Source organism: Legionella tucsonensis (assembly GCF_001468035.1).
In the GTDB taxonomy this organism is placed as follows: domain Bacteria; phylum Pseudomonadota; class Gammaproteobacteria; order Legionellales; family Legionellaceae; genus Legionella; species Legionella tucsonensis.
In genome coordinates, this window is record NZ_LNZA01000001.1 from 1,038,909 (window position 1) to 1,062,713 (window position 23,805).

The following is a 23,805-nucleotide window of genomic DNA, read 5'->3' on the forward strand; positions in this document are numbered from 1 at the left end:
ACCCAGGGCTAAACTGAATAACCGTTTTGTTATTTTATATTTAGGTATGAACCGATCTATCTCTGTCTTGTAAGCATTGCAATACATCATAAAAACTCAGCCCACATGCTTTTAATAAAACAAACAGGTGAAAGACCAAATCCGCGCACTCATTGACTAATTCTTCACGGTTGTTATTTACTGCAGCAATTACTGCTTCAATGGCTTCTTCACCTACTTTTTGAGCGCAGCGAGAGAGCCCGGATTCGAATAGTTGTGCTGTATAACTGTTTTCATTTTTTGATTCTGCACGCTCATGAATCAGTTCGATCAATTCATGTATAAAACCAAGATTTGTATTATGTTCAGGCTGAAAGCAACTCGTGTATCCTAAATGACAAGCGGGTCCTTTAGGCAAAACCTGAATTAAAAGGCTGTCGCTGTCACAATCTACACTGATATGCTGTACGGACATGCTGTTACCAGAGCTTTCTCCTTTACGCCATAAGCGCTTTCGATTTCGACTGTAGAGATTCAATTGACCTGTAGTAAGTGTTGCGATCAATGACTCCTGGTTCATATAACCTAACATGAGGACATTACCATTTTCAGCATTTTGGATAATGGCTGGTAATAAACCATTCATTTTTTTCCAATCCAAAGAATTAATTTCCATATGAATCATAATCGTACCTCAATTTTTTGTTTTTTAAGTGCTAATTTAATTTCGTGTATCGACAAAATTTTGTTATGAAAAATGCTGGCAGCTAAAGCTCCATCTACTTGAGATTCAAGGAATACTTTAGTAAAGTCATCCAGCGACCCGGCGCCTCCTGACGCAATTAATGGCACCTGACATAAAGGCCGCACCTGCTTCAATTGATACAAATCATACCCTGTACGTACGCCATCTGATTGCATACAGTTTAGTACAATTTCTCCTGCACCTCTGTCTTGTACTTCTCTGATCCATTCTCTAGTTTTACGTTTGGAGTTAAGGACTTTCTTTTCATCTCCGGTGTATTGATAGACATAATAATCATTATCTATCCATTGACTATCTATTCCTATTACAATACATTGACTTCCAAAATTCCGGCTTAGTTCATTAATCAAGTTAGGATCTTCTAATGCCGGGCTATTAATGGATAGTTTATCGGCTCCAGAATTTAAAATAGATTTTGCCTGAGCAAGTGAGCGAATTCCACCGGCTACAGTGAAAGGAATATTAATTATTTCTGCAACTTGACGGATCCAATCTGGGCAAACGGAACGCTGTTCAGAACTTGCGGTAATATCATAAAATACTAACTCATCTGCACCTGCTGCAGAATAATCTGCGGCAAGTCCGAGAATGTTGCCAACAACACGATGATTACGAAATTTAACGCCTTTGACTACTTGATTATCGCGTACATCAAGACATGGAATAATTCGTTTGGTTAACATAATTTATACTCAAATTAATAAGATAGACCACGCAAACTATGATAACATTGTGCTTAGGTCAAAAGTACCTTGGTAAAGGGTTAATCCCAAGATTGCTGCAGTAACTCCCAAGGTGTCCAGTCGATTAATATCATCCGCATTACGGATACCTCCTGAAGCTTGCCATTCAATTTGAGGAAAACGTTCTATTGCTTCCTCATAAAGTTCAAAATTTGGTCCTTGCATCATTCCATCACAAGCAATATCAGTACAAAGTATTTGTTTAATTCCTAATTGCAGATAATGAGAAACAACATTCCATAAATTATTATTTGTTGTTGTTTGCCAACCATGAATAGCAGGGATAGGTATCTTGTTTTTCATGCGAATATCTAAAGCCAGGATAATGTGTTGTGGATTGATTTCCTTAATAATGAGCGCAGTCAGTTCTGGGTTGGTAATGGCAATACTACCTAAAACCAGATTGGATATCCCTGCTGAACAACATAGCATTGCCTGCTCTAAAGAGCGAATTCCTCCGCCAGCTTGCACCGAGATCCCGGTGTTTTGCATGGAACAGATTAAGGACAGTTGTTGCATTGCTCCTGTTTGAGCACCATCTAAATCAACTACATGCAAACGCTTTGCTCCTAATTGGGCGAAGTAGCCTGCACGTTCTACTGGTAACGTATCGAATTGAGTGACTTGGTCAAATTGTCCTTGCCGTAAACGCACACAACGACCTGCTTGAATATCAATTGCAGGGATAATGATCATACAGCCTCCACATTTTAAATCAGTTAACGACTTTTCGGATATTCGCTACAGAGGGGGATTGCTTTGTCGAGACGGTGCTCGAATCCTTATGTACTTGTTGTACACTCTGATTCTGCCCGCGTCTCCTTGCACTTCCTCTCTGTAGCGAATTTCCGATAAAGTTTAATAGCTACAAAAATTTTTTAATAAAGTCATTCCCGTTTCCGCAGATTTTTCTGGATGGAATTGCATACCCCAAATGTTATTTTTTTGAATGATTGCTGTAAAAAGTTCATTGTATTCACAATATGCTAAAGCATACTTACTCTCACCAAGCGCATAACTGTGAACGAAATAAACATAATCTTCTTTATTTAATTCTCGCAGCAAGAGTGTTTCTTTGCACCAGTGCAATTGATTCCAACCCATATGAGGCACTGGATAACCTTCTTGCTGGCGTATGCGTTGTGCTCTTCCAGGAAGCATACCAAGACAATGAACATCACCTTCTTCACTGCTTTCGAGTAATAATTGCATGCCAAGACAAATACCCAGTAGGGGTTGCTCTAGCGAAGTAATGACGTCAATCAACTCATACTGGCGTAGTGCATTCATACCATAGGCTGCAGTGCCTACTCCAGGCAAAATCACATGGCTTGCTTTTTCAATTTCTTTTGCGTCGTGCGTTAATTGATAATTAAAACCTAGTCTTTTTAATGCATTTACTAAAGAGGTTAGATTGGTGCCGCTGACATCAATAATGGCAATCATAAAACTCCCTTGGTAGATGGTAGAGTATGGTTTGTTTTCATACAGGCTTGGCTTAGTGCTCGTCCTAGTGATTTGAAACAGGCTTCAATCATGTGATGATGATTTTGGCCTTTCACTTCAATGTGAATGGTTGCACCAAGGGCAGTGGCAAATGAATTAAAGAAATGGGGAACCATTTCAGTTGCCAGGCCTCCAACAAATTCTCGGGTAAATTGGCCTTTAAAATCGCAAAAACCTCTACCACTAATATCTATGGCGATAGAGGCTAAAGATTCATCCATAGGTAAAGTAAAGCCATATCGGTTAATACCCCATTTGTCGCCAAGTGCCTTTTTTAGCCCTTCCCCTAAAGCGATCGCGGTATCTTCAATTAAATGATGATCATCAACTTCTACATCACCGGTTGCATATAATTCAAGATTGAATCCACTATGTTTGGCTACTTGCTCCAGCATATGATTAAAGAATGGAAATGGCGTATTTATGGAGCTGCTCTGGTCCGTATCCAAAATCAGGATTAACTTTATCTCGGTCTCTTTTGTCTTTCTTTGCACTACTGCAGTTCGTTTTTGATTCAGTAGTGTTTGAGTAATTTGTTCCCAACCATGCTCTTTGGAGACGGGCAAAAATTTGATCCCCAGATTGTCGGCAAATTGTCGGTCAGTTTTTCTGTCCCCAATAACCCAGGTACATGAATTATTAATTGCTCTTTCTTTTAGGAATTGATTCACCAAGCCCGTATTAGGTTTTCGGCACAAACAATTGTCTTCGGGCATGTGCGGGCAAATAAAAACTTCATCAAAAAATATTCCTTGTGACGAGAAAATATCTAAGATAAATTCATGGCAAATCATAAAATCATCTTCGGGAAAAGCAGCGGTACCTATACCGTTTTGATTACTCACCATAACAAAGCGAAAGCCTTCCTTTTGTAATTGCAGTAATGCGGGAATAACACGAGGTGTGAGCTTAATTTTATCTAAAGAATCTACTTGATAATCAAAAGGTTCTTCAATTAAGGTTCCGTCACGATCGATAAATAAGATTTTTTGCATTTTAATATCCTGAAACATTATTTTGAAAAGAAGATAAAGCGCGCAGCAAAAGTTGATTTTGTGGCTCATCGCCTACGGTAATTCGTAAATGATTATGTAACGATGAATTAGGTGAAAAACTTTTGATTACTATGCCTTGATGAGCAAGCCAAGAAACCAATTCGGATGTATATTTGGTTTTAACAAGAATAAAATTTGCTTCAGTCGGGTAGACTTTCTTGATAACAGGACATAATTGCAATTCCTTCATTAACTTTGCTCGAGACTCTTTAATTGTATTGATTGCCTGAAAAAACCACTCATTTTTTTCTAATGCTCGTAGTGCTAAATCAATCACTACGCTGGAAAGAGGGAAGGGTGGCATAATTTTGTTCAAGGCATGAATTACATTTGCTTGAGCTAAAATGATTCCTAAACGAAGATTAGCTAAGCCATAAGCTTTAGACAGAGTACGCAGAACAATTAAATTATCGAATTGAGAAATGAGGCGCGTTGCACTTTGAGTTTGAGCAAATTCGATATAAGCCTCATCGACAACGATAACAGAGCGATTTTTATACTCATTACAAAGTGTTGCAATAAAGTTTATATCGATTAAGTTACCTGTAGGATTATTGGGATTACACAAGAAAATAATCTTACAGTTATTTTGCCAATTACCACGAATGTCTTGTAGAGAAAGTTGAAAGTTGTTTTGAGAATCTAAAGGACATTCAATAAGTTGTGCATGTTGTAAATAGATATAAAAAGAATACATAGAAAAAGTAGGCGGAAATTGCAGGCATGCATCTTTTCCTGCACTGAGAAATAAACGTGTAATTAAATCAATTCCATCATCTGAACCCCGAGTGAGTACAATTTGCTTTTCTTCAACTTGATAGTGTTTCGCCAATTGTTCTTGCAGTTTGTTCTGCAGGTGTTTTTCTGGATAAAAATTTAAATTAATATTCGTACTTAATGCAGACCAAGGAAGCTCATTTGCATGCAATCGATGTCTCATGGGAGCACTACCAACACTATAGGGTTGATTGTCTAATAATTCAGGGCGTATTAAGTTAAGTACTGACATTTAAATCTCCAGTGAGTTTAACCTGATTTCTACAGCGTGCGCATGAGCATCTAATCCTTCAATTTGAGCTAGGGCAATTGCTGCAGGCCCTAACGCTTTGACTCCTTCTTTGCTAATTGATTGAACATTAAAGTGAGTGAGAAAATCGAGTGTGCTAAGACCGCTATGATTTTTGGCAAAACCATTAGTTGGTAGAACGTGGTTTGATCCAGTTACATAATCACCAAGTGTTTCAGCTGCCCAGGAACCAAGAAATACGGTACCTACAGCGTGTATCTCATCAACCCAAGAGTCTGCATCCTCGCGGTTTATAATCAAATGCTCGGGAGCATAGGAGTTAATCATATGCAGTTGCTCTTTTTTTTCTGCACACACAATAATCAAACTGTTTTCCAGTGATTGTTTGATTATTTTTGTTCTTGATAGAGTATTAAATTGTGCATATAGTTGTTGGTTTACCTGTTCCGCGATTTGCAGTGAATCGCAAATCAGAATGACTTGAGAATCAACTCCATGTTCGGCTTGCGCCAGTAGATCAGCAGCGATAAATGCTGGATTTGCTTGATTATCAGCAATGACCATGACTTCGGAAGGTCCAGCGGGCATATCAATTGCTGCGCCATAAGGATCTGAAGCAACTAGAGTTTTTGCTTCCGTAACATAACTGTTTCCCGGCCCAAAAATTTTTTCTACTTTAGTAACGGTTTCAGTACCATAAGCCATAGCCGCAATTGCTTGTGCTCCTCCAAGCGCATAAATGGTATCTATGCCGCATAATCTTGCTGCAACCAATAAATGTTCGTTAATTGAACCGGATGCATCAGGAGGGGTACAAAATATTTTTATAGGACATCCAGCGACACGGGCAGGGATGGCCTGCATTAATAATGAAGAAATTAGAGGAGTTCTATTGCCACCTGGTACATACAAACCAACTCGTTGAATGGGTTTGTAGATACTGTAAATAGTTACACCATTGGCTGTACCTATATTTTTATTTTCTGGTAAAAGAGCTTGGTGGTAGGTAGTAATCGTTTTAATTGCTTCAGTAATGGCAGCAAGAGACGGTTTACTAATGCACGCATTTTCAATTTTTTGTTTGGGGATTTGCAGACTGTTCAATCGAGCCCCATCAAACTGCTCTGTAAAGGTAAGTAATGCGTGATCCCCAAGGGTCCGTACCTGTTTGATAATTTCTTGTACCTTGCTTTTTACCGAGGATGTTTGCATGGGACGTGTGAGACAGATTTCTTTTTCATCTTGGGATAGGGATTGCCAATTTTTAATCGATAACATCATACTACTCCAACATTTTTTCTATAGGTAAAACCAATATAGAACTGGCTCCGAGGGTTTGAATGGTTTCTAAAGTGTTCCAAAATACACGCTCACTGGAGACAACTTGAACCGCTACTTTATTCGTATTTCCGGGTAAAGGAAGGATTGTAGGTGACTCAGCTCCAGGCAATTTTTCTGCAATTGCATTAAGAGCTGATTTCGGAGCGTGAAAAACAATGTATTTTCTTTCCTGCGCTTGTTGTACTGCCTGAATTCTTCGTGCGAGCATGTCAAATAACTCCTGAAACATGTAAGAAAAGCTCCGATCGCTTTGGATCAATACGGCTTGACTGAACAGTACGGTATCTACTTCAAAGAGTTTGTTCTCTTCCAAAGTTTGACCACTTGAAACGAGGTCACAAATTGCATCCGCCATACCCATTCGTGGTGCAACTTCAATTGATCCGGATAATACAAGACTTTCCGCACATATTTTTTTGTCACGTAAATATTGGTTTAGTAAATTAGGATAACTGGTAGCAATTCGTTTGCCATCCAAGCTTCCTGGACCTTGATACTCTGTGGACTCAGGAATAGCTATGGATAAACGGCAAGTGCAAGTGCCTAATGATGCTGTTGTTTTATATAATTTTTGTGGATTGGCAAGAGAAGCTTCCAGTAAGACATTTTCACCAACGATTCCGCCATCACATAAGCCATCAAATACCAGAGTAGGTATGTCATCATCACGGACAAAAAGTAAATCAATAGGAAAGTTATCAACATGAGCAAGTAAGCTATTTGTCTTAATACGAAATTTCAAACCACATTGCTGCAAAAGTCTCAAAGATTCTTCAGATAAACGCCCCTTTTTTTGTAAGGCCAAACGTAAACGATTTTTCACGACATCTCCAATCTCTTCGCGATTAGCTCATAACCGCCAGTACCAAAACTTAAACAGCGTGCCACACGAGTTATTGTAGTTACGCTGACCTCAGTTTGTTCATGAATAGTGCGATAGGGAATACCTTGTCGTAATAAAGGAACAACCTGCCAACGATCTGCCATTGCTTCGAGTTCTGCTGGGGTGCATAAATCGGTAAAAAATTGCAAGGCTTCTTCTTTATTTTTAAGCAAACTAATGGCGTGCATTAAATCAGGAAGAGCAGAATGTTTTACTGTTGTATGTGTTTTCATATTAATGTATTAGCGTATTATAACATTAGACAAATATACTGGCTGTTTTTAATTCTGTCAATGAAATAAAAATAAACGCTTGCTTTATTGAAGAAATAACCTGGTATAACCTGGGTTCCGCTACGCTGTACCCAGGTTAGAGTTTAGAGTGTTGTGGGATCAACACCCATATGCGGTTTGATACGCTTCGAGTTTTTTTACTTGCTCGTTTTGATTTGTACTTCTTAAATAATCGATTAAATCAAATAAAGTGATAATTGAATATACATTGATACCTTGGGCTTTAATTTCGGCCAGTGCAGATTCCTGAGTTAGTCCTCGCTCACATCGATCGAGAGCGATAATAACTCCAGTTAATTGACCACCATTTTCCTTAATTAGAATTTGTGACTCTCTAAAAGCTGTACCTGCGGTAATGACATCATCAATGATAATTGTTTTCCCAATTAATGGCGCACCAATTAATTGGCCGCCTTCACCATGATTTTTTATTTCTTTACGATTAAAAGTAACGGTGGTTTCTTGTCCTAATTCAGCTAAGGCAATAGCTGTGGCTGTAGCAAGAGGCAAGCCTTTGTAAGCTGGGCCAAATAAGTGGTCGAATTCAGCTTGGTACTCTAGTAATGTTTTGGCATAAAATTGACCTAATTGCCGTAAAGCATTGCCCTGATAAAATAATCCTGCATTAAAAAAATAGGGACTGATACGGCCAGATTTTAAAGTAAACTCACCAAATTTTAATACTTGGCAATCAAGTGCTAATTTTATAAAAGCTGATTTCATCTGATTCATTATGTATTTCCAATAGAAAAAAAATTATAAAGATGTCGATTTTTTTAAAAAATCCTTAACAATCAATAAAAAACTGCTATGCTTATCTGTATGTAAGGAATTATTTCCTGCATAAGTGTATGTTTATTATTACTCAGTGCGTTAATAGTAAATATTTTTGTGCTGAAAATAAACGTCTGTACTTGTTGGATAGTAAAGCTTAAGACAAAGGGGATAGCTAATGTCGCAAAGAGAAACGGGCCATGTAAAGTGGTTCAATGAGAAAAAAGGATTTGGATTTATCATTAATGAAACTGGTGACGATATTTTTGTTCATTATAAAGATATCCAAGGTGTTGGATTTAAAACCCTTCACGAGAATGATCCAGTATCCTTTGTGCTTGATAAAGGACCTAAAGGACTAAAAGCACAAGACGTTACAATTATTGCTGAATAAGTAAGGTAACGAATCAATATATTCTCAGCTATCGCTGCGTGTTAAGTTTAGCCTGGGTTAGAAATTTGTTTTAACCTGGGTTCACTTCTCATGCAATGGACTTTTGGTTATGGTTGCAATATGGATTTTGTTTCCGTATGCTCTTTGCTGAGCGCGAGAAAACTTAAATCATATGGATGTGACAATTAATCAATGATTTTTTTTGTCTAAAAAATCCCCCAAAAAACATTTCAAGCCTCTTGAATTTTTCTTAAAGTATCTTCATATATTTTCTTCTTGTTTATTTATTTTTTACTTTAAGGGGTGTGGTATGAAAAGGTTATCTATGTATCAGGTGGATGCATTTGCATCTGCTCTTTTTGAAGGTAATCCCGCGGCAGTCTGCCCTTTAGAACATTGGCTAACTGATAAAGAAATGCAGCATATTGCTAGAGAAAACAATTTATCAGAAACAGCTTTTTTTGTTCCTGAAGGAGACGGATTTTATATAAGATGGTTCACACCAAATGAAGAAGTCGCTTTATGTGGTCATGCAACACTTGCAAGTGCGTATATTATTTTTGAAAAATTAGGATTTAAGGATAAAAAAATAAAATTTAACTCCAAAAGCGGGCTGCTTATTGTTTACAACAATGAGAATGGTTTAATGGTGGATTTTCCAGAATTACCTTGTCACCCAATTGAACTATCATCCAAATTACAACAGTTAAATTTAAAAAAACCTCAGAACATCTTAAAAAGTCAGTTTGATTTAATGTTTGTTTATGAAAATGAAAACGACGTGAGGACAGCAGATCCAGATTTAGATGCAGTAGCACGTTTGGAATATAGAGGTCTTATCTTAACTGCTCCAGGTAAAAATACTGATGTTTATTCACGATGTTTTTATCCAGGTTGCAATGTTCCAGAAGATCCAGTGACTGGTTCAGCTCATTGTGTGATTGCACCTTACTGGTGTGAACAATTTGGTAAATCACGCATTGATGCGATGCAAGGGGGTAACCGTAAGGGTAAATTGCAATGCGAGGTAAAAGAGGGACGAGTTTTTCTTTATGGAACGAGTCATCTTTATTTAGAAGGCACAATTTACTTGCCATAAAACTCTTTAGAGTTTCCAAATTTTTATTACATTTCTTGGAGTGGTGATGATATCGCTCTATTTTTAATAATTGGCCTGTCAATTCCTTGGCGAATATTAGAGCCCTGTTTACATTTCGCTTGTGTCAAAATAGCACTAATTTGCGAGTAGCAAAGCACAGAAAAACAGGGACAGTTTGTCCAAGAGAGTAGAAATGTAAACAGGCCTTATTTTAAAACAAGAAATAGTTAGATTCATCACGACACATACTGCATTCAATTTATTAGATGACATTAATCATGGTTCTATTTATTATGAGTGGTATTTGGAATGATGCATTAGAAAAGGAAAATCTTATGACTATTTATATGTTTCCCGGACAAGGATCTCAGATAAAAGGTATGGGAATTGAATTATTTTCACATTTCCCTGAGCAAATAAAACAAGCTGATGAAATTTTAGGGTATTCCATTAAAGAATTATGCTTAGATGATCCAAAACAGCAATTGAGTAATACTGAATATACGCAACCTGCATTGTACGTTATTGAAGCGCTTTCTTTTTTAGCTAGGACTGCTGAAGAACCCTCACCCCAATATCTCATAGGGCACAGTTTAGGGGAGTATGCTGCTTTATTTGCAGCAGGTGCTTTTGACTTTGTTACAGGCTTAAAGCTAGTGCAAAAACGTGGTGAATTGATGGCTCAAGCAAGTGGCGGGGGAATGCTGGCAGTAATTAATTTACCTGAAGAGCGAATTAAATTTATACTGAGAGTCAATGGATTGGATTCTGTAGATTTTGCCAACTTTAATTCGCCTAAACAAATTGTTCTTTCTGGACTCGCTGCAGATATTGCCAAAGCTAATGAGTTACTTGCCAATGAAGCGTTGATGTGTGTACCTTTAAAAGTTAGTGGTGCATTTCATTCCCGTTATATGCAAGCAGCTGCTGATGAGTTTGCAAAATTTATTACTCCATTTGAATTCTCCCCACTCAAGACTAAAGTGATTGCCAATGTTACGGCAGGGTTTTATTGCGACAACATGATTAAGGAAAATTTGGTAAAGCAAATTTCTCATCCTGTTCGTTGGACTGAAACAATTCGTTATTTAAAAAACCAAGGGGAAACAGTTTTTATAGAAGTAGGACCGGGTAATGTACTAACCCGTTTAGTTGCGCAAATTTAATTATTTGAAGAGTGGATATTCTGTAAAAAATTTCGTGTATTTATGGGATATCCAATCAAGAGAAACATCTTCATTAAAATTTTACAAGTCATTACATCCAAAAGAAAAATATCATCTACACTTAAATAGTGATTCAATTTACAGAGGGTGCGATATGACAGTTCGACTGAAACATGACCATGGAAAGTTAGAAGAAATAGAACTTTTTCAGTTACAACACCACTTGGCGCTTCCCCACCTTAAGAAGTATTTACAATCAAAGGGTTCAAAGCAATGTAAATCAATAAAAAAAATTAGTGTTGATCATTCCAGGTTGGATGACAAAGATTATCATGCATTACATGACATCCTTAAATTATTATCAAAAGTTAATGAAATTTCATTTTACTCAAATCATATTGATACCGATCACATTACTTATTTATTTGAATCTCTATCCAGTAAAAAGCTGGATAAAATCAAATTAGTAGATAATTGGATAGGAGAAAAAATTCCTTCTGATTTTTTCTTCTTTTTACAAAAGAAAAAGCTGAGGGTTTTGGATTTATCATTAAATTGGTTGCGTGATGCCGGAGTGCAGCATTTGTTAGAAGCGATAGAAGCAAATACTGAATTGAATGAGTTGGCTCTAAGCTGTAATGATTTTGGTTTGGGCGGAATGAAGGCATTGCATCATTTTGTGTCGCAGCATTCAACATTAGAAATTTTGGATATATCCTACAATAATTTGGATGAAAAATGTGCCAAGGAAATTTCCACCATGATTACTGAATCAAATTCCTTGACTCATCTTAATCTTAGAAGTAACAAAATAGGAGATACTGGAGCTGAGTTTATTGCTCAAGCATTAAAATCAAATAAAAATTTAAAATACGTCGATTTATCGGATAATAGAATTTCAGAAACTGGCTTGTCTCAACTCGTACGCGAGGCAGTGGCACATGATAAACTTGCAGGATTGGTTTTAAAGCATAATCATCTTCTTCCTTCAACATTAAAGTTGAATCAATCAGATTTACATGTTTTTTATTGATAGCAAGTGCAGAATTATATAGCCGTTCAGTGTAGTATTCATCTTTTAGTGAATACATATGAACGGTTATATTAATCAATGGAGTTTTTCCAATGGGCACAGGTGCTTTTTACCTTTTAAAAGAACGTAGATTTTTGCCTTTTTTCCTTACTCAATTTTTTGGTGCTTTCAACGATAATGCATTCAAATTAGCGATGCTCACCTTAATTAGTTACCATTTAACACATGACCAATCTCAATCTGAATTTTACCAAGCAATAGCGGGTGCTTTATTTATAACGCCTTTTTTTCTTTTTTCAGCAACTGCAGGGCAATTAGCAGATAAATACGATAAAGCTTTAATGACTCGGCTGATTAAGATATTAGAATTACTTTTAATGATTATTGGTAGTTTTTCCCTGTATTGGGGTAATATTTTTCTGATGATGCTTACTTTGACTGGTTTAGGAGTACATTCAACTTTTTTTGGGCCGATAAAATATGCCATTTTACCTGATCATTTGCCTAAGAAAGATTTACTGGGTGCAACAGGTTTGATTGATGGAAGTACTTTTATTGCCATATTACTGGGAACTACTATGGGTACTTTATCTATTGGCATGAATAATCCTAAACCTTATATGGCGATTTTCTTGACAGTGGTAATTGCACTTGCCGGTTTAACTTCAAGTCTATTTATCCCCAAAGCCCCATCTACCTCCGAAAAGATAAAAGTCGATATTCAGATTTTGCGAGTGACGTATAAGATGTTAAAGCAGGTTACAGAGCATTTCGGTATTTTATTATCTATTTTGATTTTATCTTGGTTTTGGTTGCTAGGAGCGGTAATCCTGACAAAACTACCTGATTATACAAATTATGTTTTAGGAGCAAATAATACAGTTTTTGCATTATTTCTTGCTTTGTTTTCCATAGGAATTGCATGCGGTTCAGTGGCAGTGAATTTTATTTTTCAAGGACGAATTAGTTTCCCTATGATTCCTTGGGCCATGTTTGCTTTTTCCTGTTTTACTATGGATTTATATTGGGCTACTCCTTTGACAGAGCAAGGTTCATTACTTACTTTAAATACCTTTTTCACACGGTTTACCTACTGGCGTATTGCTTTTGATTTATTTATGTTAGCTTTTAGCTCAGGTTTATTTGTAGTTCCTTTATATACCTACTTACAGGTTGCCAGCCCCCCTCATTCTAGAGCTAGGATTATTGCGACCAATAATATTTATAACGCCTTATTCATGGTTACAGGGACGTTTATGGTTATTGTTTTATTACACTTTAGCGCAGCAATCCCGAAAATTTTTTTAATTTTGAGCCTATTAAATGCTGTTGTTGCATTGCTGGCTAAGATCAATTTCAAAAAGGTGGTTTTGCCAGAAAAATAATAGTGCATGTGCAACCTGGGTGCAGCTGCACTGATCAGGCTACATTATTGGTATTACGCTAACCAATCGCGTGGCGGCAGAAAATCGGTATAAAGTTTTGCTTCTGCACTATGTGCATCAGGTTGCCAATTGTACTCCCAGGTGACTTCAGGTGGTAAGGACATTAAAATTGATTCTGTTCTGCCATTAGATTGTAAGCCAAATAAGGTTCCACGATCATATACCAAATTGAATTCTACATAGCGTCCTCTTCGATAAAGTTGAAATGCTCTTTCTCTTTCACTAAAAGAATGTGACTTGCGACGTGACACTATTGGAGCATAGGCCTCAATATAGTGATTGCCTATGCTCTGCATCAGAGCGAAACTGTGATCAAAACTTATTTCATTATAATCGTCAAAAAATAAGCCCCCAATTCCACGTGCTTCATTCCGATGTTTGATAAAAAAATAATTATCGCACCACTGTTTGAATTTAGGGTAAATCGTTTGGCCAAAAGGTTGGCAGGCACGTAAGGCAGTTTGATGCCAATGCCTGCAATCTTCTTCAAATCCATAATAGGGAGTTAAATCAAATCCGCCACCAAACCACCAAACTGGCTCAGATCCATCTTTTTCTGCAAGAAAAAAACGAACATTTGCATGTGATGTAGGCACATAGGGATTATCAGGATGAATGACTAATGATACGCCGAGCGCATTAAAATCTCTCCCTGCTAATTCGGGGCGGTGTGCGCTTGCTGAAGCAGGAAGATGAGTTCCTGAGACATGAGAAAAATTGACACCTGCTTTTGCAAAGACTGAGCCTTCCGTTAAAACACGAGTAATTCCGCCACCACCGGTGGGACGTTTCCAGGCATCTTCAATAAATTGAGCTTGGCCATCAAGTCGCTCAAGTCTCGAACAAATTTTATTTTGCAATTCTAAGAGGTAGGTTTTTACGTGTTCAATCGCGTTTTCTGGAAGAGTATGATTCTTTGACATACGGCTGAGCTCCCCAATTATTAACCTGCTTATTTTCTCACTTATTTTAAATTGGCACAATGTTTGCTTTTCTTGTTATATATACTTTAAGGGGGAAAATATGGCGTTAGATCTGGATTCATATTTTGGAGTGCATGCTAAAGCTTTGGTAGCTCGTGATCACAGGGCATCACAAATAGCGAACAACTTAGCCAATGTCAACACACCCAATTATAAAGCTCAAGATATCGATTTCAATGAATTTTTAGCAGCCAGTATGGCTGGTGGTGCGCAAAAGATGGAGATTACGTCACCTAATCATATTAATGCAAATGCCGATTTTTCAGCGAATTTGAAATATCGAGTGACATCGCAAATGTCTTTAGACGGAAACACAGTGGATAAAGATTTGGAAACCACAGAATTTGCACACAATTCTCTTAACTATCAAGCCAGCCTGAGTTTTCTTGATAGTAAAATCAAATCCATGATGCTTGCGCTGAAAGGAGAATAAGAATGACATTAAATGCAATTTTTAATATTGCAGGCTCAGCATTAACTGCTGAAACAGCACGCTTGACCACTAGCGCCGAGAATATGAGTAATGCTAATGTAGAGTCAGGGAGTGCTGGTGAGACCTACAAAGCAAAGTATCCGATATTTAAAGCAGTGCAGGAGCATGCAAATCAATGGATAGGGGAACAAGTATCAGGAGGGGTTCAGCTTAAAGGAACTTATGAGAGTACCTTAGATCCTCGAAAGCGTTATGCACCTGATAACCCTTTGGCAGATAAAGATGGATTTGTTTATACACCGAATGTGAACTATGTTGAAGAAATGGCAAACGTGATTTCTGCTTCAAGGTCATATCAAATGGATGTTGAATTGCTTAATACAACAAAACAACTATTACTACGGACTTTAAAATTGGGTGAATAAGGGAGAAAAGTGAATGGCGACAAATTCAGTTAATGGAACTAACGCATCGAACCCATCATTTAATAATCAAATCGATTCCGCAACGAAGAACAGTTTAGGACAACAGGATTTTCTACGTTTAATGGTTGCTCAAATCCAAAATCAGGATCCGATGCAACCTCAGGTAAACGGTGAGTTTTTATCGCAATTAGCACAGTTTAGTACTAATGATGGGGTTGCCAAAATGCAAGAGTCATTACAACAAATGGCAACTTCTCTACAATCTAATCAGGCTTTGCAAGCTTCGGCTTTAGTGGGTCGTAAAGTTTTGGTCAATAGCCAGACCCTCCAACTGGGTACTGAGGGTGATGTAAAGGCAGCAGTTGATATTCCGCCTGGTCTTAGTAATTTAAGTGCCTCAATTTATTCAGAATCTGGTGAACTGATAAAAACGATTCCTTTAGGACAGCCTGCTCCTGGATTTTTTCAATTTAGTTGGGATGGTACCGACGGTGACAATAATCGGACGAAAGAGGGAAAGTATAAAATTGAAGTGCATGCTGTTTATGGAGGGAAAGAAGTATCATTAAAAACGATGACTTCTGCTAATGTTGATAGTGTAAGCCTTGGTCAAAATGGAGAAGGCTTAAAATTGAATGTAGCAGGGATTGGACCAATATCATTGGATCAGGTAAGACAAATATCAGTTTAAAAGCAGGAGGCTAAAATGATTTTTGACGCAGCACTAAGTGGACTACAAGCGGCAACAAGTAATTTGGATGTTATAGGTAATAATATTGCAAACTCTTCAACTGTAGGGTTTAAGGGTTCTCGTGCTAACTTTGGTGATATTTATGCTTTTGGCGGTTACGGCAGTTTTGGTGCAGGCAGTACTTCTATAGGTAGCGGGGTGATGCTGACTCAAGTTCAGCAATCGTTCGCATCGGGAAATTTATCCAGTAGTACAAACAGTCTGGATCTTGCAGTCAATGGTTCTGGTTTTTTTATTTTAAATAATCCAGGTGGCGGGGCGGTGTACACACGCGCAGGCCAGTTTAATTTGAATAACCAGAATTATATTACCAATGCGAATGGGCAATATCTTACTGGACTCCTTTCTGATGGAAAAGGAAATATTACAGGAACCTCTGGAAAATTACAGATAAATACAGAGAATATAACTCCACAGGCAAGTACCACAGTGACAACTGGCGTCAATTTGAATTCACAGAGTACTCCCCCCGCCATTGATTGGGTTGGTGGAGCTGCACCGCTTAGCAGTTCTTATAATAATCCAACATCATTAACTATTTATGATAGTTTAGGAAATTCGCATGTGCTGAGCATGTATTTTATCAAGGCGGATTCTGCTGCGGCAGCAGGACAACCAAACGCATCAACTCCTCCAGGTACAGAGAATCAATGGTATGTTGCTTTTCAAATTGATAACCAAAATGTTCCAGCTAATGCTGGAACAGATAATACAACGAATCTATTCGAAGTGAATTTTAATTCGGATGGATCATTTGTGGGGGTTGCTAGTCCAGGCGGGGCACCTATAGGTGATAATCTGATCCCACTGTCACTTAATTTGAATAATGGTGCCAATCCTTTAAACTTAAATATTGATTTATCAAACAGTACGCAGTTTGGTAGTCCCTTTGGTGTTCAATCTACTTCCTCAAATGGTTATACAACAGGAAGCTTGGCTAGCTTAAGCATTGATGATACCGGACTTATTTTGGGAATTTATACCAATGGCCAGTCCATGGCTATGGGACAAATTCAATTAGCTAATTTTGCTGATCCTACAGGTCTACAAAACATGGGGAATGTTTCTTGGGCTGAAACTTCTGCTTCAGGACAACCTTTAATTGGTACTGCTGCGTCAGGAGGGTTTGGTGCCATTAAATCAGGTATGTTGGAGCAATCTAATGTTGATTTAACCAGTGAATTAGTTGATTTGATTAGTGCACAACGCGATTTTCAAGCCAATGCGCAGTCAATTCGTGCCGGTGATACAATCACACAAACAATTATTAATATGCGTTAGGAGGTAACTCATGGATCCTATCTTGTATAATGCCGCTGGTGGTGGGAGGATCGGCTTTAAGCGCCAGGAGATAATCGCCAATAATTTGGCGAATGTGAGTACCCCAGGTTTTAAAGCGGATATGTATCAAGCCCAAACCATGTATGCAAATACAGATGGATCCGGCAAAGGACCATCTTTTTCTATACAAAACCCAAGCGCAATTGATTTGAGCCCTGGTGAGATTGTGACAACAGGGCGCAATTTAGATATAGCAATTGAAGGTAATGGTTGGTTTGCGGTAGGTAATAGTCAAGGCAAAGAAGCTTACACTAAGGCTGGAAACTTACGTTTGGATATCAATGGTTTGTTAACAACTGCCTCTGGACATCCGGTTTTAGGGAATGGCGGTCCAATTTCGATTCCTCCAGCCCAATCCGTTAACATAGGAGTTGATGGCACAATTACAGTTGTTCCACTGGGTGGTGATCCTAAAAGTGCGGCTGTATTGGACAGAATTAAGTTGGTTACACTGGATAAAAATAATATTGTTAAAAATTCAGAAGGTTTATTCCAATTAAAAAATGGTGGAATTCCGGCCGCTGCTGATGGTAATGTTAAGGTTAAAAGCGGGGCTATTGAAGGTTCTAATGTGAATGCTGTTGATCAGATGGTCGAAATGATTACCTCTGGGCGTGAATATGATGCACATATGAAGGTGATATCTACAGTCGAAGAAAATTTCCGAAAATTGGCACAAGTATTGCAGGAATGATAACCAATTTAGTTGAAGAATAATTGCGGAGGGATCCCCATGGAGCCAGCATTATGGGTAAGTAAATCAGGCTTGGAAGCACAAGAAAAAAATATCGCTACGATTGCTAATAATTTGGCAAACGTTAATACAACTGGATTTAAAAAAGATAGAGCAATATTTCAAGATTTGTTGTATCAAAATACAAGCCAAGCTGGGGCCCAATCTTCAGAGAATTCTTTAATTCCAACGGGAATAAACTCAGGTGCTGGTGTCCATTTAGTTGCTACAGAAAAAATATTTGAACAGGGAAGTGTACAAAATACACGCAATCCTTATGATTTAATGATTCAGGGGCAAGGATTTTTTACAATTTTAATGCCAGATGGCACTCAAGCTTATACGCGTGATGGTACTTTTACAGTGGACAACACAGGTCAGCTTGTTGATATGAATGGGTATGCATTGCAACCTGCAATAAATATTCCTGCTCAAACATTAGGAGTAACAATTAGCACGGAGGGAGTGGTGAGTGCTACTGTAGTGGGAAGCAATACGCCTACTGTACTTGGCACCATTCAACTCGCTAATTTTACTAATCCGACAGGGCTTCAACCTATAGGACAAAACCTTTTTATTGAAACTGCTTCGAGTGGAGCGTCAACACTGAATAACCCAGGAAATTCAGGCGTAGGTACTTTATTGCAAGGCTCTTTGGAAGCTTCGAACGTGAATGTGGTTGAAGAATTAGTCAATATGATTCAAGCACAAAGAAGCTATGAAATTACCGCAAAGGGCATCCAGACAGTGGATAACATGTTGCAATACTTGAATCAAACTGTTTAAGAAGATTTCATTAATGAAATTATTTAATCTACTTTTTGTAAGCTCAGTTGTCATGCTTATGAGTGGGTGCGAACTTTTAAATCCTCCCCAGCGGGGAAAGGATCCTGAGTATGCGCCTACCTATCCTACAACTCCTGATCCAAAGGAGTTGAGGAAAGAGTCTGGAGCTATTTATAGCGCTGAAACGGCATTGCCTCTTTTTGAAACACCAAGGGCTAGGCACGCTGGTGATATAATCACCGTATTTTTGGTTGAAAGCACCAATGCATCAAAAAATGCGACACTGCAACAGATGAAAACAGATACGAATGTAGTCAAAAACAACCTCTTTTTGGGGCGACCAATATCTTTTGGTAGCGGTTACAGTATGGATTTTGATTTGAACAATCGGCGACAGTTCAATGGTTCTGCGCAGGCGGTACAGAATAATAAGTTAGCGGGAAGCATTTCCGTTACTGTAGCTCAAGTTTTGGCTAATGGCAACATGGTAGTCCAGGGAGAAAAGTGGGTTAAAATCGACCAAGGTGAGGAGTATGTGCGTGTTTCTGGCATTATTCGTCCTCAGGATGTTCGAGCTGATAATTCGATCACCTCGGATCGTCTGGCTAATGCTCGTATTGCCTATGGCGGTACTGGACAAGTGAATAATACGAATGCTCAGGGATGGTTAGCGCGAATTATGTGGGGACCATTATTCCCAACATAATCTAACCTGCGATCTAAGAATATGATTTGAAATGGAGTATTTTCTGGCTCCTTAGTTAGAAAGGGATTGGTATTTAGAAGAATGCTTAATTAAGGAATTGTAATGCGGCGATTGCTGATAATTACATGGATGTTTGCGATAAACTTGATCACAAATCATGTTTATGCCGAACGCATTAAAGACATTGCTACTTTGGCTGGCGTTCGCACCAACCAGTTAGTTGGTTATGGTTTGGTTGTTGGTTTAAATGGTACTGGAGATAAAAACGGAACTCGATATACCGAAGATACCTTTGCAAACATGCTCACTCAATTAGGTGTTAACATACAACCCGGAACCAAGCTTAATTCAAAAAATATGGCTGCAGTCATGGTGACAGCAAGTTTGTCTTCTTTTATGAAAAAAGGTCAGTCCCTCGATGTCAATATTTCGTCGATTGGCGACTCAAAAAGTTTATTAGGTGGTACATTAGTAATGACTCCATTAAAAGGAGCGGACGGGCGTGTTTATGCAATGGCTCAGGGAAATGTGATTGTTTCAGGTGTAAGTGCTGCAGGAAGTGATGGTACAAGTGTTACGGTAAATGTTCCCAGCGGAGGGCGAATTCCGAATGGTGCTACCATTGAAGCAGATATACCTAATCCTTTTTATTTTACAAAGGATTTGACCTTTAATTTACATACCCCTGATTTTACAACAGCGAAGCGAATGAGCGATGCTATTAATGAAATGATGGGGCCAGAAACTGCCAGAGCATTGGATGCTGCTTCAGTAGTCGTTACGGCGCCTAAAAAAATGTCTCAACGTGTGGATTATGTTTCAGTGTTGGAAAATATAGAATTTAAACCCGCTGAGGCAATGGCTAAAATTATTATTAACGCACGTACTGGAACAGTAGTTATTTCTTCTAATGTCATTGTTAAATCTGCTGCAGTTTCGCATGGTAATTTGGTAGTCAGTGTGACTGAGACTCCAGTGATAAGCCAACCTAATGCATTTGCAGATGGACGAACAGTTTCAACACAGCAGTCACAAGTATCTATTGACCAAAAAAATAACCATGCTTTTGTCTTGCCGCGTGGTGTGACTTTAAAAGATATTGTTCGAGGTATTAATGCTGTTGGTGCAACTCCAGCTGATGTGATTGCGATTCTTGAAGCATTACAACAAGCAGGTGCATTAAATGCCACATTAATTGTGATATAGGTGTGTATTTTGCTTAAAAATGTGAAGCATCATCGATTAAGATAAAGGATTAATATGACCGTACATGGAATTGCAACGAGTGATTTTAATGCATTAAATGAACTAAAAGTTCAAGCTCAAAACAATGCAAAAGAAGCGCTACCTGATGCAGCGAAGCAATTTGAAGGGATATTCTTACAATCCATGTTGAAAAGTATGCGTATGGGGCAGCACTTTCTTGATGAGTCCAGCCCATTTAGAGGTAAAGATAGGGAAACTTTTCAGGATATGTTAGATGCTCAATATGCGAGTACTATTGCAAATTCCAAGAGTATCGGTTTGGCTGACATGCTTGTAAAACAAATGGAACGTAATCTGCCTAATGTGGATAATCAACCAGCACAGAGTACACCTGCTAAGACGGAGATTTCTTCGCCGGCTATTCCAGTTAAATCAGCAAAACAGGATATACCAGAAGCTGCTACAATTGATGAGTTCGTCAACTCAATTTGGCCTCAGGCCAAAAAAGCTGCATCGCTCATTGGTTTGGATCCTAAAATTCTGATGGCGCAAGCAGCATTGGAAACAGGATGGGGAAAATTTGTCACGAAGGATATTGATGGGAACAGCAGCAATAATTTGTTCAATATCAAGTCGAGTAATGGTAGCGAACTTGACTCAGTAAATATAAAAACAACAGAGTATTTTGCAGATACTCCAATTAAAGTAAATGCATCATTCAGAAAATACTCATCTATTGAACATAGCTTTAATGATTATATTTCTTTAATTAAAGGTAGTGAACGATATCAAAATGCTTTAGCCAGTGCAGAAGATCCAGAGCTTTATGTCAATGAATTACATAAGGCAGGATATGCGACTGATCCTGAGTATGGTACAAAAATTTTATCAATTTATCATGGTGAAGAATTAAAGCAGGCAATTGAACGATGTGAGCTATTAGAGCAAGTTTGATGGACATTTGAATGTTAGGTCAGGGAGTGAGTAATTATGTCAATACTAAGTATTGCTTATTCGGGAATGAATGCTTTTCAAAACGCATTGAGTGTTACTGGAAATAATATTGCAAATATCAAAACTCGAGGTTATTCAAGACAAAGTATTCAATTTACTGCAACTCCATCACGCAAGTTTGCGGGCTCTTTTATTGGTACTGGAGTAGCAGTTAATAATGTTTCCCGTAACGTGGATCAATTTGCTAATGCTCAAGTGAGAAGTACCCAAAGCATTAAATTTCAATATGACACTTTTTACCAGCAAGCCCTACAAATTAATAAATTACTTTCTCAGGATGGCAGTAGTCTTTCCTCATCTTTGCAATCCTTTTTTGATTCGTTAGGTCAACTAAACAATGCACCAGACAGCGTTGCGTCGCGAAATGTTGTGATGAGTCAAAGTCAATTATTAGCAAGTCAATTTTTATTTTTACAGAAAAATCTCGATCAATATCAAGAAAATTCCACCGCGCAGATAAAGGAAATAGCAAATAAAATTAATCAATTAACATCAGATCTTGCTGCTGTGAACGGACAAATAATGAACTCTCCTAATTCACCTGAGTTGTTGGATCAGCGAGATGAGTTGCTCAAGCAACTGTCTGAATACTCCGATTTAACTATTGTGGAACAGGATAATGGGATGGTAAATGTGGGTATTGGTAGCGGTCAAATGCTGGTGATTGGAGCAACGCAACGTGCTATGACGGTGAGTTATGATCAATTAACAGCACAAGGGACTCATATTTCATTGGATACAGGCGCAGGAAAAACAGATATTACAAATCAAATAGCAAGCGGAACATTAGGTGGTTTACTGGATTATGAAAGAAACATTTTATCTAAAACGAGTCAAATAATAGGCCAAATGGCGATTGGTTTAGCACAGACATTCAATGTTCAAAATCGTTTGGGTATGGATTTGAACAATCAACTAGGACAGAACATTTTTACTGATTATAACAGTCAAGCGTTGCAATTGAATCGCTCGATTGAAGCAGCTACAAATGCAGGGTCTGGAGTATTGTCTGTGAATATTTCTGATATTTCACAAACTAAAATAACTGATTACCAATTAGTTGTTACCAATGCAGGAGCAAATCAGGTAACACTCATTCGCGATTCTGATGGCTCTGCTGTAACTTTAAATTGGAGTAGCAATCCACCAGCTCCTCCTGCAGGACAAATTGTAGTTGATGGGATGACTATTACTGTAGATAACATAGCTAATTTGGTAGATAATGATTCTTTTACAATTATGCCTACGCGTGGGGCTGCATCGAACTTTGCTTTATTGATGAGTGATGCTCGTCAATTGGCACTTGCTTCACCTGTGCAAACAAGTGCTTCCCTAAACAATACAGGGCAAGGAAAAATTGACTTGGGGGCTGTTTTAAATACCACGGAGGTTACAAAACAATATACTATTGATTTTATCTCCCCAACTCAATTCAATTTAATTAACGTTACTGATGGTATTACCACTGGACCAATTGCGTTTGTTCCCAATGCAGACAATGTGATTCAGATTCCGGATAATATCAATCCGTCTTATTCTATTACTTTATCCGGAGCTCCAAATACAGGTGATCAGTTTACTGCCCAGTACAACCAAGGGGGATATGGTGATAATCGTAATGGATTACTTTTAGCTGGAATTCAACAACAAGATATTTTTTCTAACGGTACAGAAACCCTTTTTGACGTTTATTCTGATTTACTTTCTGATTCAGGCAGCCTGACTAACGAGGCTAAAAATCGCAGTGATGCATTTCAGGTTTTATATAAGCAATCTGTAGATTATCAGGAAAGTATTAGTGGGGTTAATCTGGATGAAGAAGCGGAAAATTTACTGCAATTCAAGCAAGCATATGAAGCTGCGGGAAAGCTAATGGAAATAGCCAATCAAATGATGGAAATTCTTTTTCAAATAATGAGGTGA

General features: G+C 38.1%; 26 protein-coding genes. 15 read left to right on the plus strand and 11 right to left on the minus strand.

The annotated features are described in order from the left end of the window. Positions 1-40: 40 nt before the first annotated feature. From hisIE to pyrE, 10 genes are all read right to left on the minus strand, one after another. Positions 41-664, minus strand: coding sequence for a bifunctional phosphoribosyl-AMP cyclohydrolase/phosphoribosyl-ATP diphosphatase HisIE (hisIE, locus tag Ltuc_RS04460; RefSeq protein ID WP_058520112.1), 624 nt, complete (start codon positions 662-664; stop codon positions 41-43). Further along, the gene (gene hisF, locus Ltuc_RS04465) at positions 661-1,428 is read right to left on the minus strand and encodes an imidazole glycerol phosphate synthase subunit HisF (protein ID WP_058520113.1); all 768 of its coding nucleotides are present in this window, start codon (positions 1,426-1,428) and stop codon (positions 661-663) included. The genes hisIE and hisF overlap by 4 nt, the downstream gene beginning before the upstream one ends. 36 nt (positions 1,429-1,464) lie before the next feature. Further along, positions 1,465-2,184, minus strand: a complete 720-nt coding sequence (locus Ltuc_RS04470; RefSeq protein ID WP_058520114.1) for a 1-(5-phosphoribosyl)-5-[(5-phosphoribosylamino)methylideneamino] imidazole-4-carboxamide isomerase — start codon at positions 2,182-2,184, stop codon at positions 1,465-1,467. Positions 2,185-2,346: 162 nt separating this feature from the next. Further along, complete coding sequence (hisH, locus tag Ltuc_RS04475; protein ID WP_058520115.1) at positions 2,347-2,934, minus strand: imidazole glycerol phosphate synthase subunit HisH; 588 nt, start codon at positions 2,932-2,934, stop codon at positions 2,347-2,349. Further along, the gene (gene hisB / locus Ltuc_RS04480) at positions 2,931-3,989 is read right to left on the minus strand and encodes a bifunctional histidinol-phosphatase/imidazoleglycerol-phosphate dehydratase HisB (RefSeq protein ID WP_058520116.1); all 1,059 of its coding nucleotides are present in this window, start codon (positions 3,987-3,989) and stop codon (positions 2,931-2,933) included. Before hisB ends, hisH begins: the two co-directional genes overlap by 4 nt. Before the next feature lies 1 nt (position 3,990). Continuing rightward, on the minus strand, positions 3,991-5,058 hold the full coding sequence (gene hisC, locus Ltuc_RS04485; protein WP_058520117.1) for a histidinol-phosphate transaminase: 1,068 nt from the start codon (positions 5,056-5,058) through the stop codon (positions 3,991-3,993). Beyond that, positions 5,059-6,354, minus strand: coding sequence for a histidinol dehydrogenase (gene hisD, locus Ltuc_RS04490; RefSeq protein WP_058521603.1), 1,296 nt, complete (start codon positions 6,352-6,354; stop codon positions 5,059-5,061). It lies immediately after the preceding gene. Positions 6,355-6,358: 4 nt separating this feature from the next. Next, positions 6,359-7,240 (minus strand): ATP phosphoribosyltransferase, encoded by an 882-nt coding sequence (gene hisG, locus Ltuc_RS04495; RefSeq protein ID WP_058520118.1) that lies wholly within the window; start codon positions 7,238-7,240, stop codon positions 6,359-6,361. Next, positions 7,237-7,533 carry a YerC/YecD family TrpR-related protein gene (locus Ltuc_RS04500; RefSeq protein WP_058520119.1) on the minus strand — a complete coding sequence of 99 codons (297 nt, stop codon included), beginning with the start codon at positions 7,531-7,533 and terminating at the stop codon, positions 7,237-7,239. Before Ltuc_RS04500 ends, hisG begins: the two co-directional genes overlap by 4 nt. Before the next feature lie 159 nt (positions 7,534-7,692). Beyond that, on the minus strand, positions 7,693-8,325 hold the full coding sequence (pyrE, locus tag Ltuc_RS04505) for an orotate phosphoribosyltransferase (RefSeq protein ID WP_058520120.1): 633 nt from the start codon (positions 8,323-8,325) through the stop codon (positions 7,693-7,695). A 220-nt stretch (positions 8,326-8,545) separates the two neighbouring features. Between pyrE and Ltuc_RS04510 the strand changes: the two genes are divergently transcribed. From Ltuc_RS04510 to Ltuc_RS04530, 5 genes are all read left to right on the plus strand, one after another. Continuing rightward, entirely contained in the window at positions 8,546-8,761 is a 216-nt protein-coding gene (locus Ltuc_RS04510) for a cold-shock protein (protein WP_058520121.1), read from the plus strand. Between the two features lie 310 nt (positions 8,762-9,071). Continuing rightward, a complete protein-coding gene (locus tag Ltuc_RS04515; protein ID WP_058520122.1) occupies positions 9,072-9,860 on the plus strand; it encodes a PhzF family phenazine biosynthesis protein in 789 nt (262 codons plus the stop codon). A gap of 335 nt (positions 9,861-10,195) precedes the next feature. Next, entirely contained in the window at positions 10,196-11,026 is an 831-nt protein-coding gene (gene fabD, locus Ltuc_RS04520) for an ACP S-malonyltransferase (RefSeq protein WP_058521604.1), read from the plus strand. Positions 11,027-11,180: 154 nt separating this feature from the next. Next, on the plus strand, positions 11,181-12,059 hold the full coding sequence (locus Ltuc_RS04525; RefSeq protein ID WP_058520123.1) for a leucine-rich repeat domain-containing protein: 879 nt from the start codon (positions 11,181-11,183) through the stop codon (positions 12,057-12,059). A gap of 92 nt (positions 12,060-12,151) precedes the next feature. Further along, a complete protein-coding gene (locus Ltuc_RS04530) occupies positions 12,152-13,444 on the plus strand; it encodes an MFS transporter (RefSeq protein WP_058520124.1) in 1,293 nt (430 codons plus the stop codon). Positions 13,445-13,497: 53 nt separating this feature from the next. Here the strand turns inward: Ltuc_RS04530 and hemF are convergent, their stop codons facing one another. Next, on the minus strand, positions 13,498-14,427 hold the full coding sequence (hemF, locus tag Ltuc_RS04535) for an oxygen-dependent coproporphyrinogen oxidase (protein ID WP_058520125.1): 930 nt from the start codon (positions 14,425-14,427) through the stop codon (positions 13,498-13,500). 100 nt (positions 14,428-14,527) lie between these two features. On the opposite strand from hemF, the gene flgB reads away from it, so the two are divergent. The 10 genes from flgB to flgK all read left to right on the plus strand — a co-directional run bounded on the left by flgB (position 14,528) and on the right by flgK (position 23,805). Next, the gene (gene flgB / locus Ltuc_RS04540; protein ID WP_058520126.1) at positions 14,528-14,920 is read left to right on the plus strand and encodes a flagellar basal body rod protein FlgB; all 393 of its coding nucleotides are present in this window, start codon (positions 14,528-14,530) and stop codon (positions 14,918-14,920) included. Between the two features lie 2 nt (positions 14,921-14,922). Continuing rightward, on the plus strand, positions 14,923-15,345 hold the full coding sequence (gene flgC / locus Ltuc_RS04545) for a flagellar basal body rod protein FlgC (RefSeq protein WP_058520127.1): 423 nt from the start codon (positions 14,923-14,925) through the stop codon (positions 15,343-15,345). A 13-nt stretch (positions 15,346-15,358) separates the two neighbouring features. Further along, positions 15,359-16,036 carry a flagellar hook assembly protein FlgD gene (locus Ltuc_RS04550; protein WP_058520128.1) on the plus strand — a complete coding sequence of 226 codons (678 nt, stop codon included), beginning with the start codon at positions 15,359-15,361 and terminating at the stop codon, positions 16,034-16,036. A gap of 15 nt (positions 16,037-16,051) precedes the next feature. After that, positions 16,052-17,377, plus strand: coding sequence for a flagellar hook protein FlgE (gene flgE / locus Ltuc_RS04555; RefSeq protein WP_058520129.1), 1,326 nt, complete (start codon positions 16,052-16,054; stop codon positions 17,375-17,377). A 10-nt stretch (positions 17,378-17,387) separates the two neighbouring features. Then, complete coding sequence (gene flgF / locus Ltuc_RS04560) at positions 17,388-18,131, plus strand: flagellar basal-body rod protein FlgF (protein ID WP_058520130.1); 744 nt, start codon at positions 17,388-17,390, stop codon at positions 18,129-18,131. 39 nt (positions 18,132-18,170) lie between these two features. Then, positions 18,171-18,956: a flagellar basal-body rod protein FlgG gene (gene flgG, locus Ltuc_RS04565; protein WP_058520131.1), complete on the plus strand. Its 786-nt coding sequence runs from the start codon at positions 18,171-18,173 to the stop codon at positions 18,954-18,956. A 13-nt stretch (positions 18,957-18,969) separates the two neighbouring features. Further along, positions 18,970-19,662 (plus strand): flagellar basal body L-ring protein FlgH, encoded by a 693-nt coding sequence (locus Ltuc_RS04570; protein WP_058520132.1) that lies wholly within the window; start codon positions 18,970-18,972, stop codon positions 19,660-19,662. Between the two features lie 102 nt (positions 19,663-19,764). Continuing rightward, entirely contained in the window at positions 19,765-20,868 is a 1,104-nt protein-coding gene (locus Ltuc_RS04575) for a flagellar basal body P-ring protein FlgI (protein ID WP_058520133.1), read from the plus strand. Positions 20,869-20,922: 54 nt separating this feature from the next. Further along, complete coding sequence (locus tag Ltuc_RS04580; RefSeq protein WP_058520134.1) at positions 20,923-21,822, plus strand: glucosaminidase domain-containing protein; 900 nt, start codon at positions 20,923-20,925, stop codon at positions 21,820-21,822. Positions 21,823-21,858: 36 nt separating this feature from the next. Further along, a complete protein-coding gene (flgK, locus tag Ltuc_RS04585) occupies positions 21,859-23,805 on the plus strand; it encodes a flagellar hook-associated protein FlgK (protein WP_058520135.1) in 1,947 nt (648 codons plus the stop codon).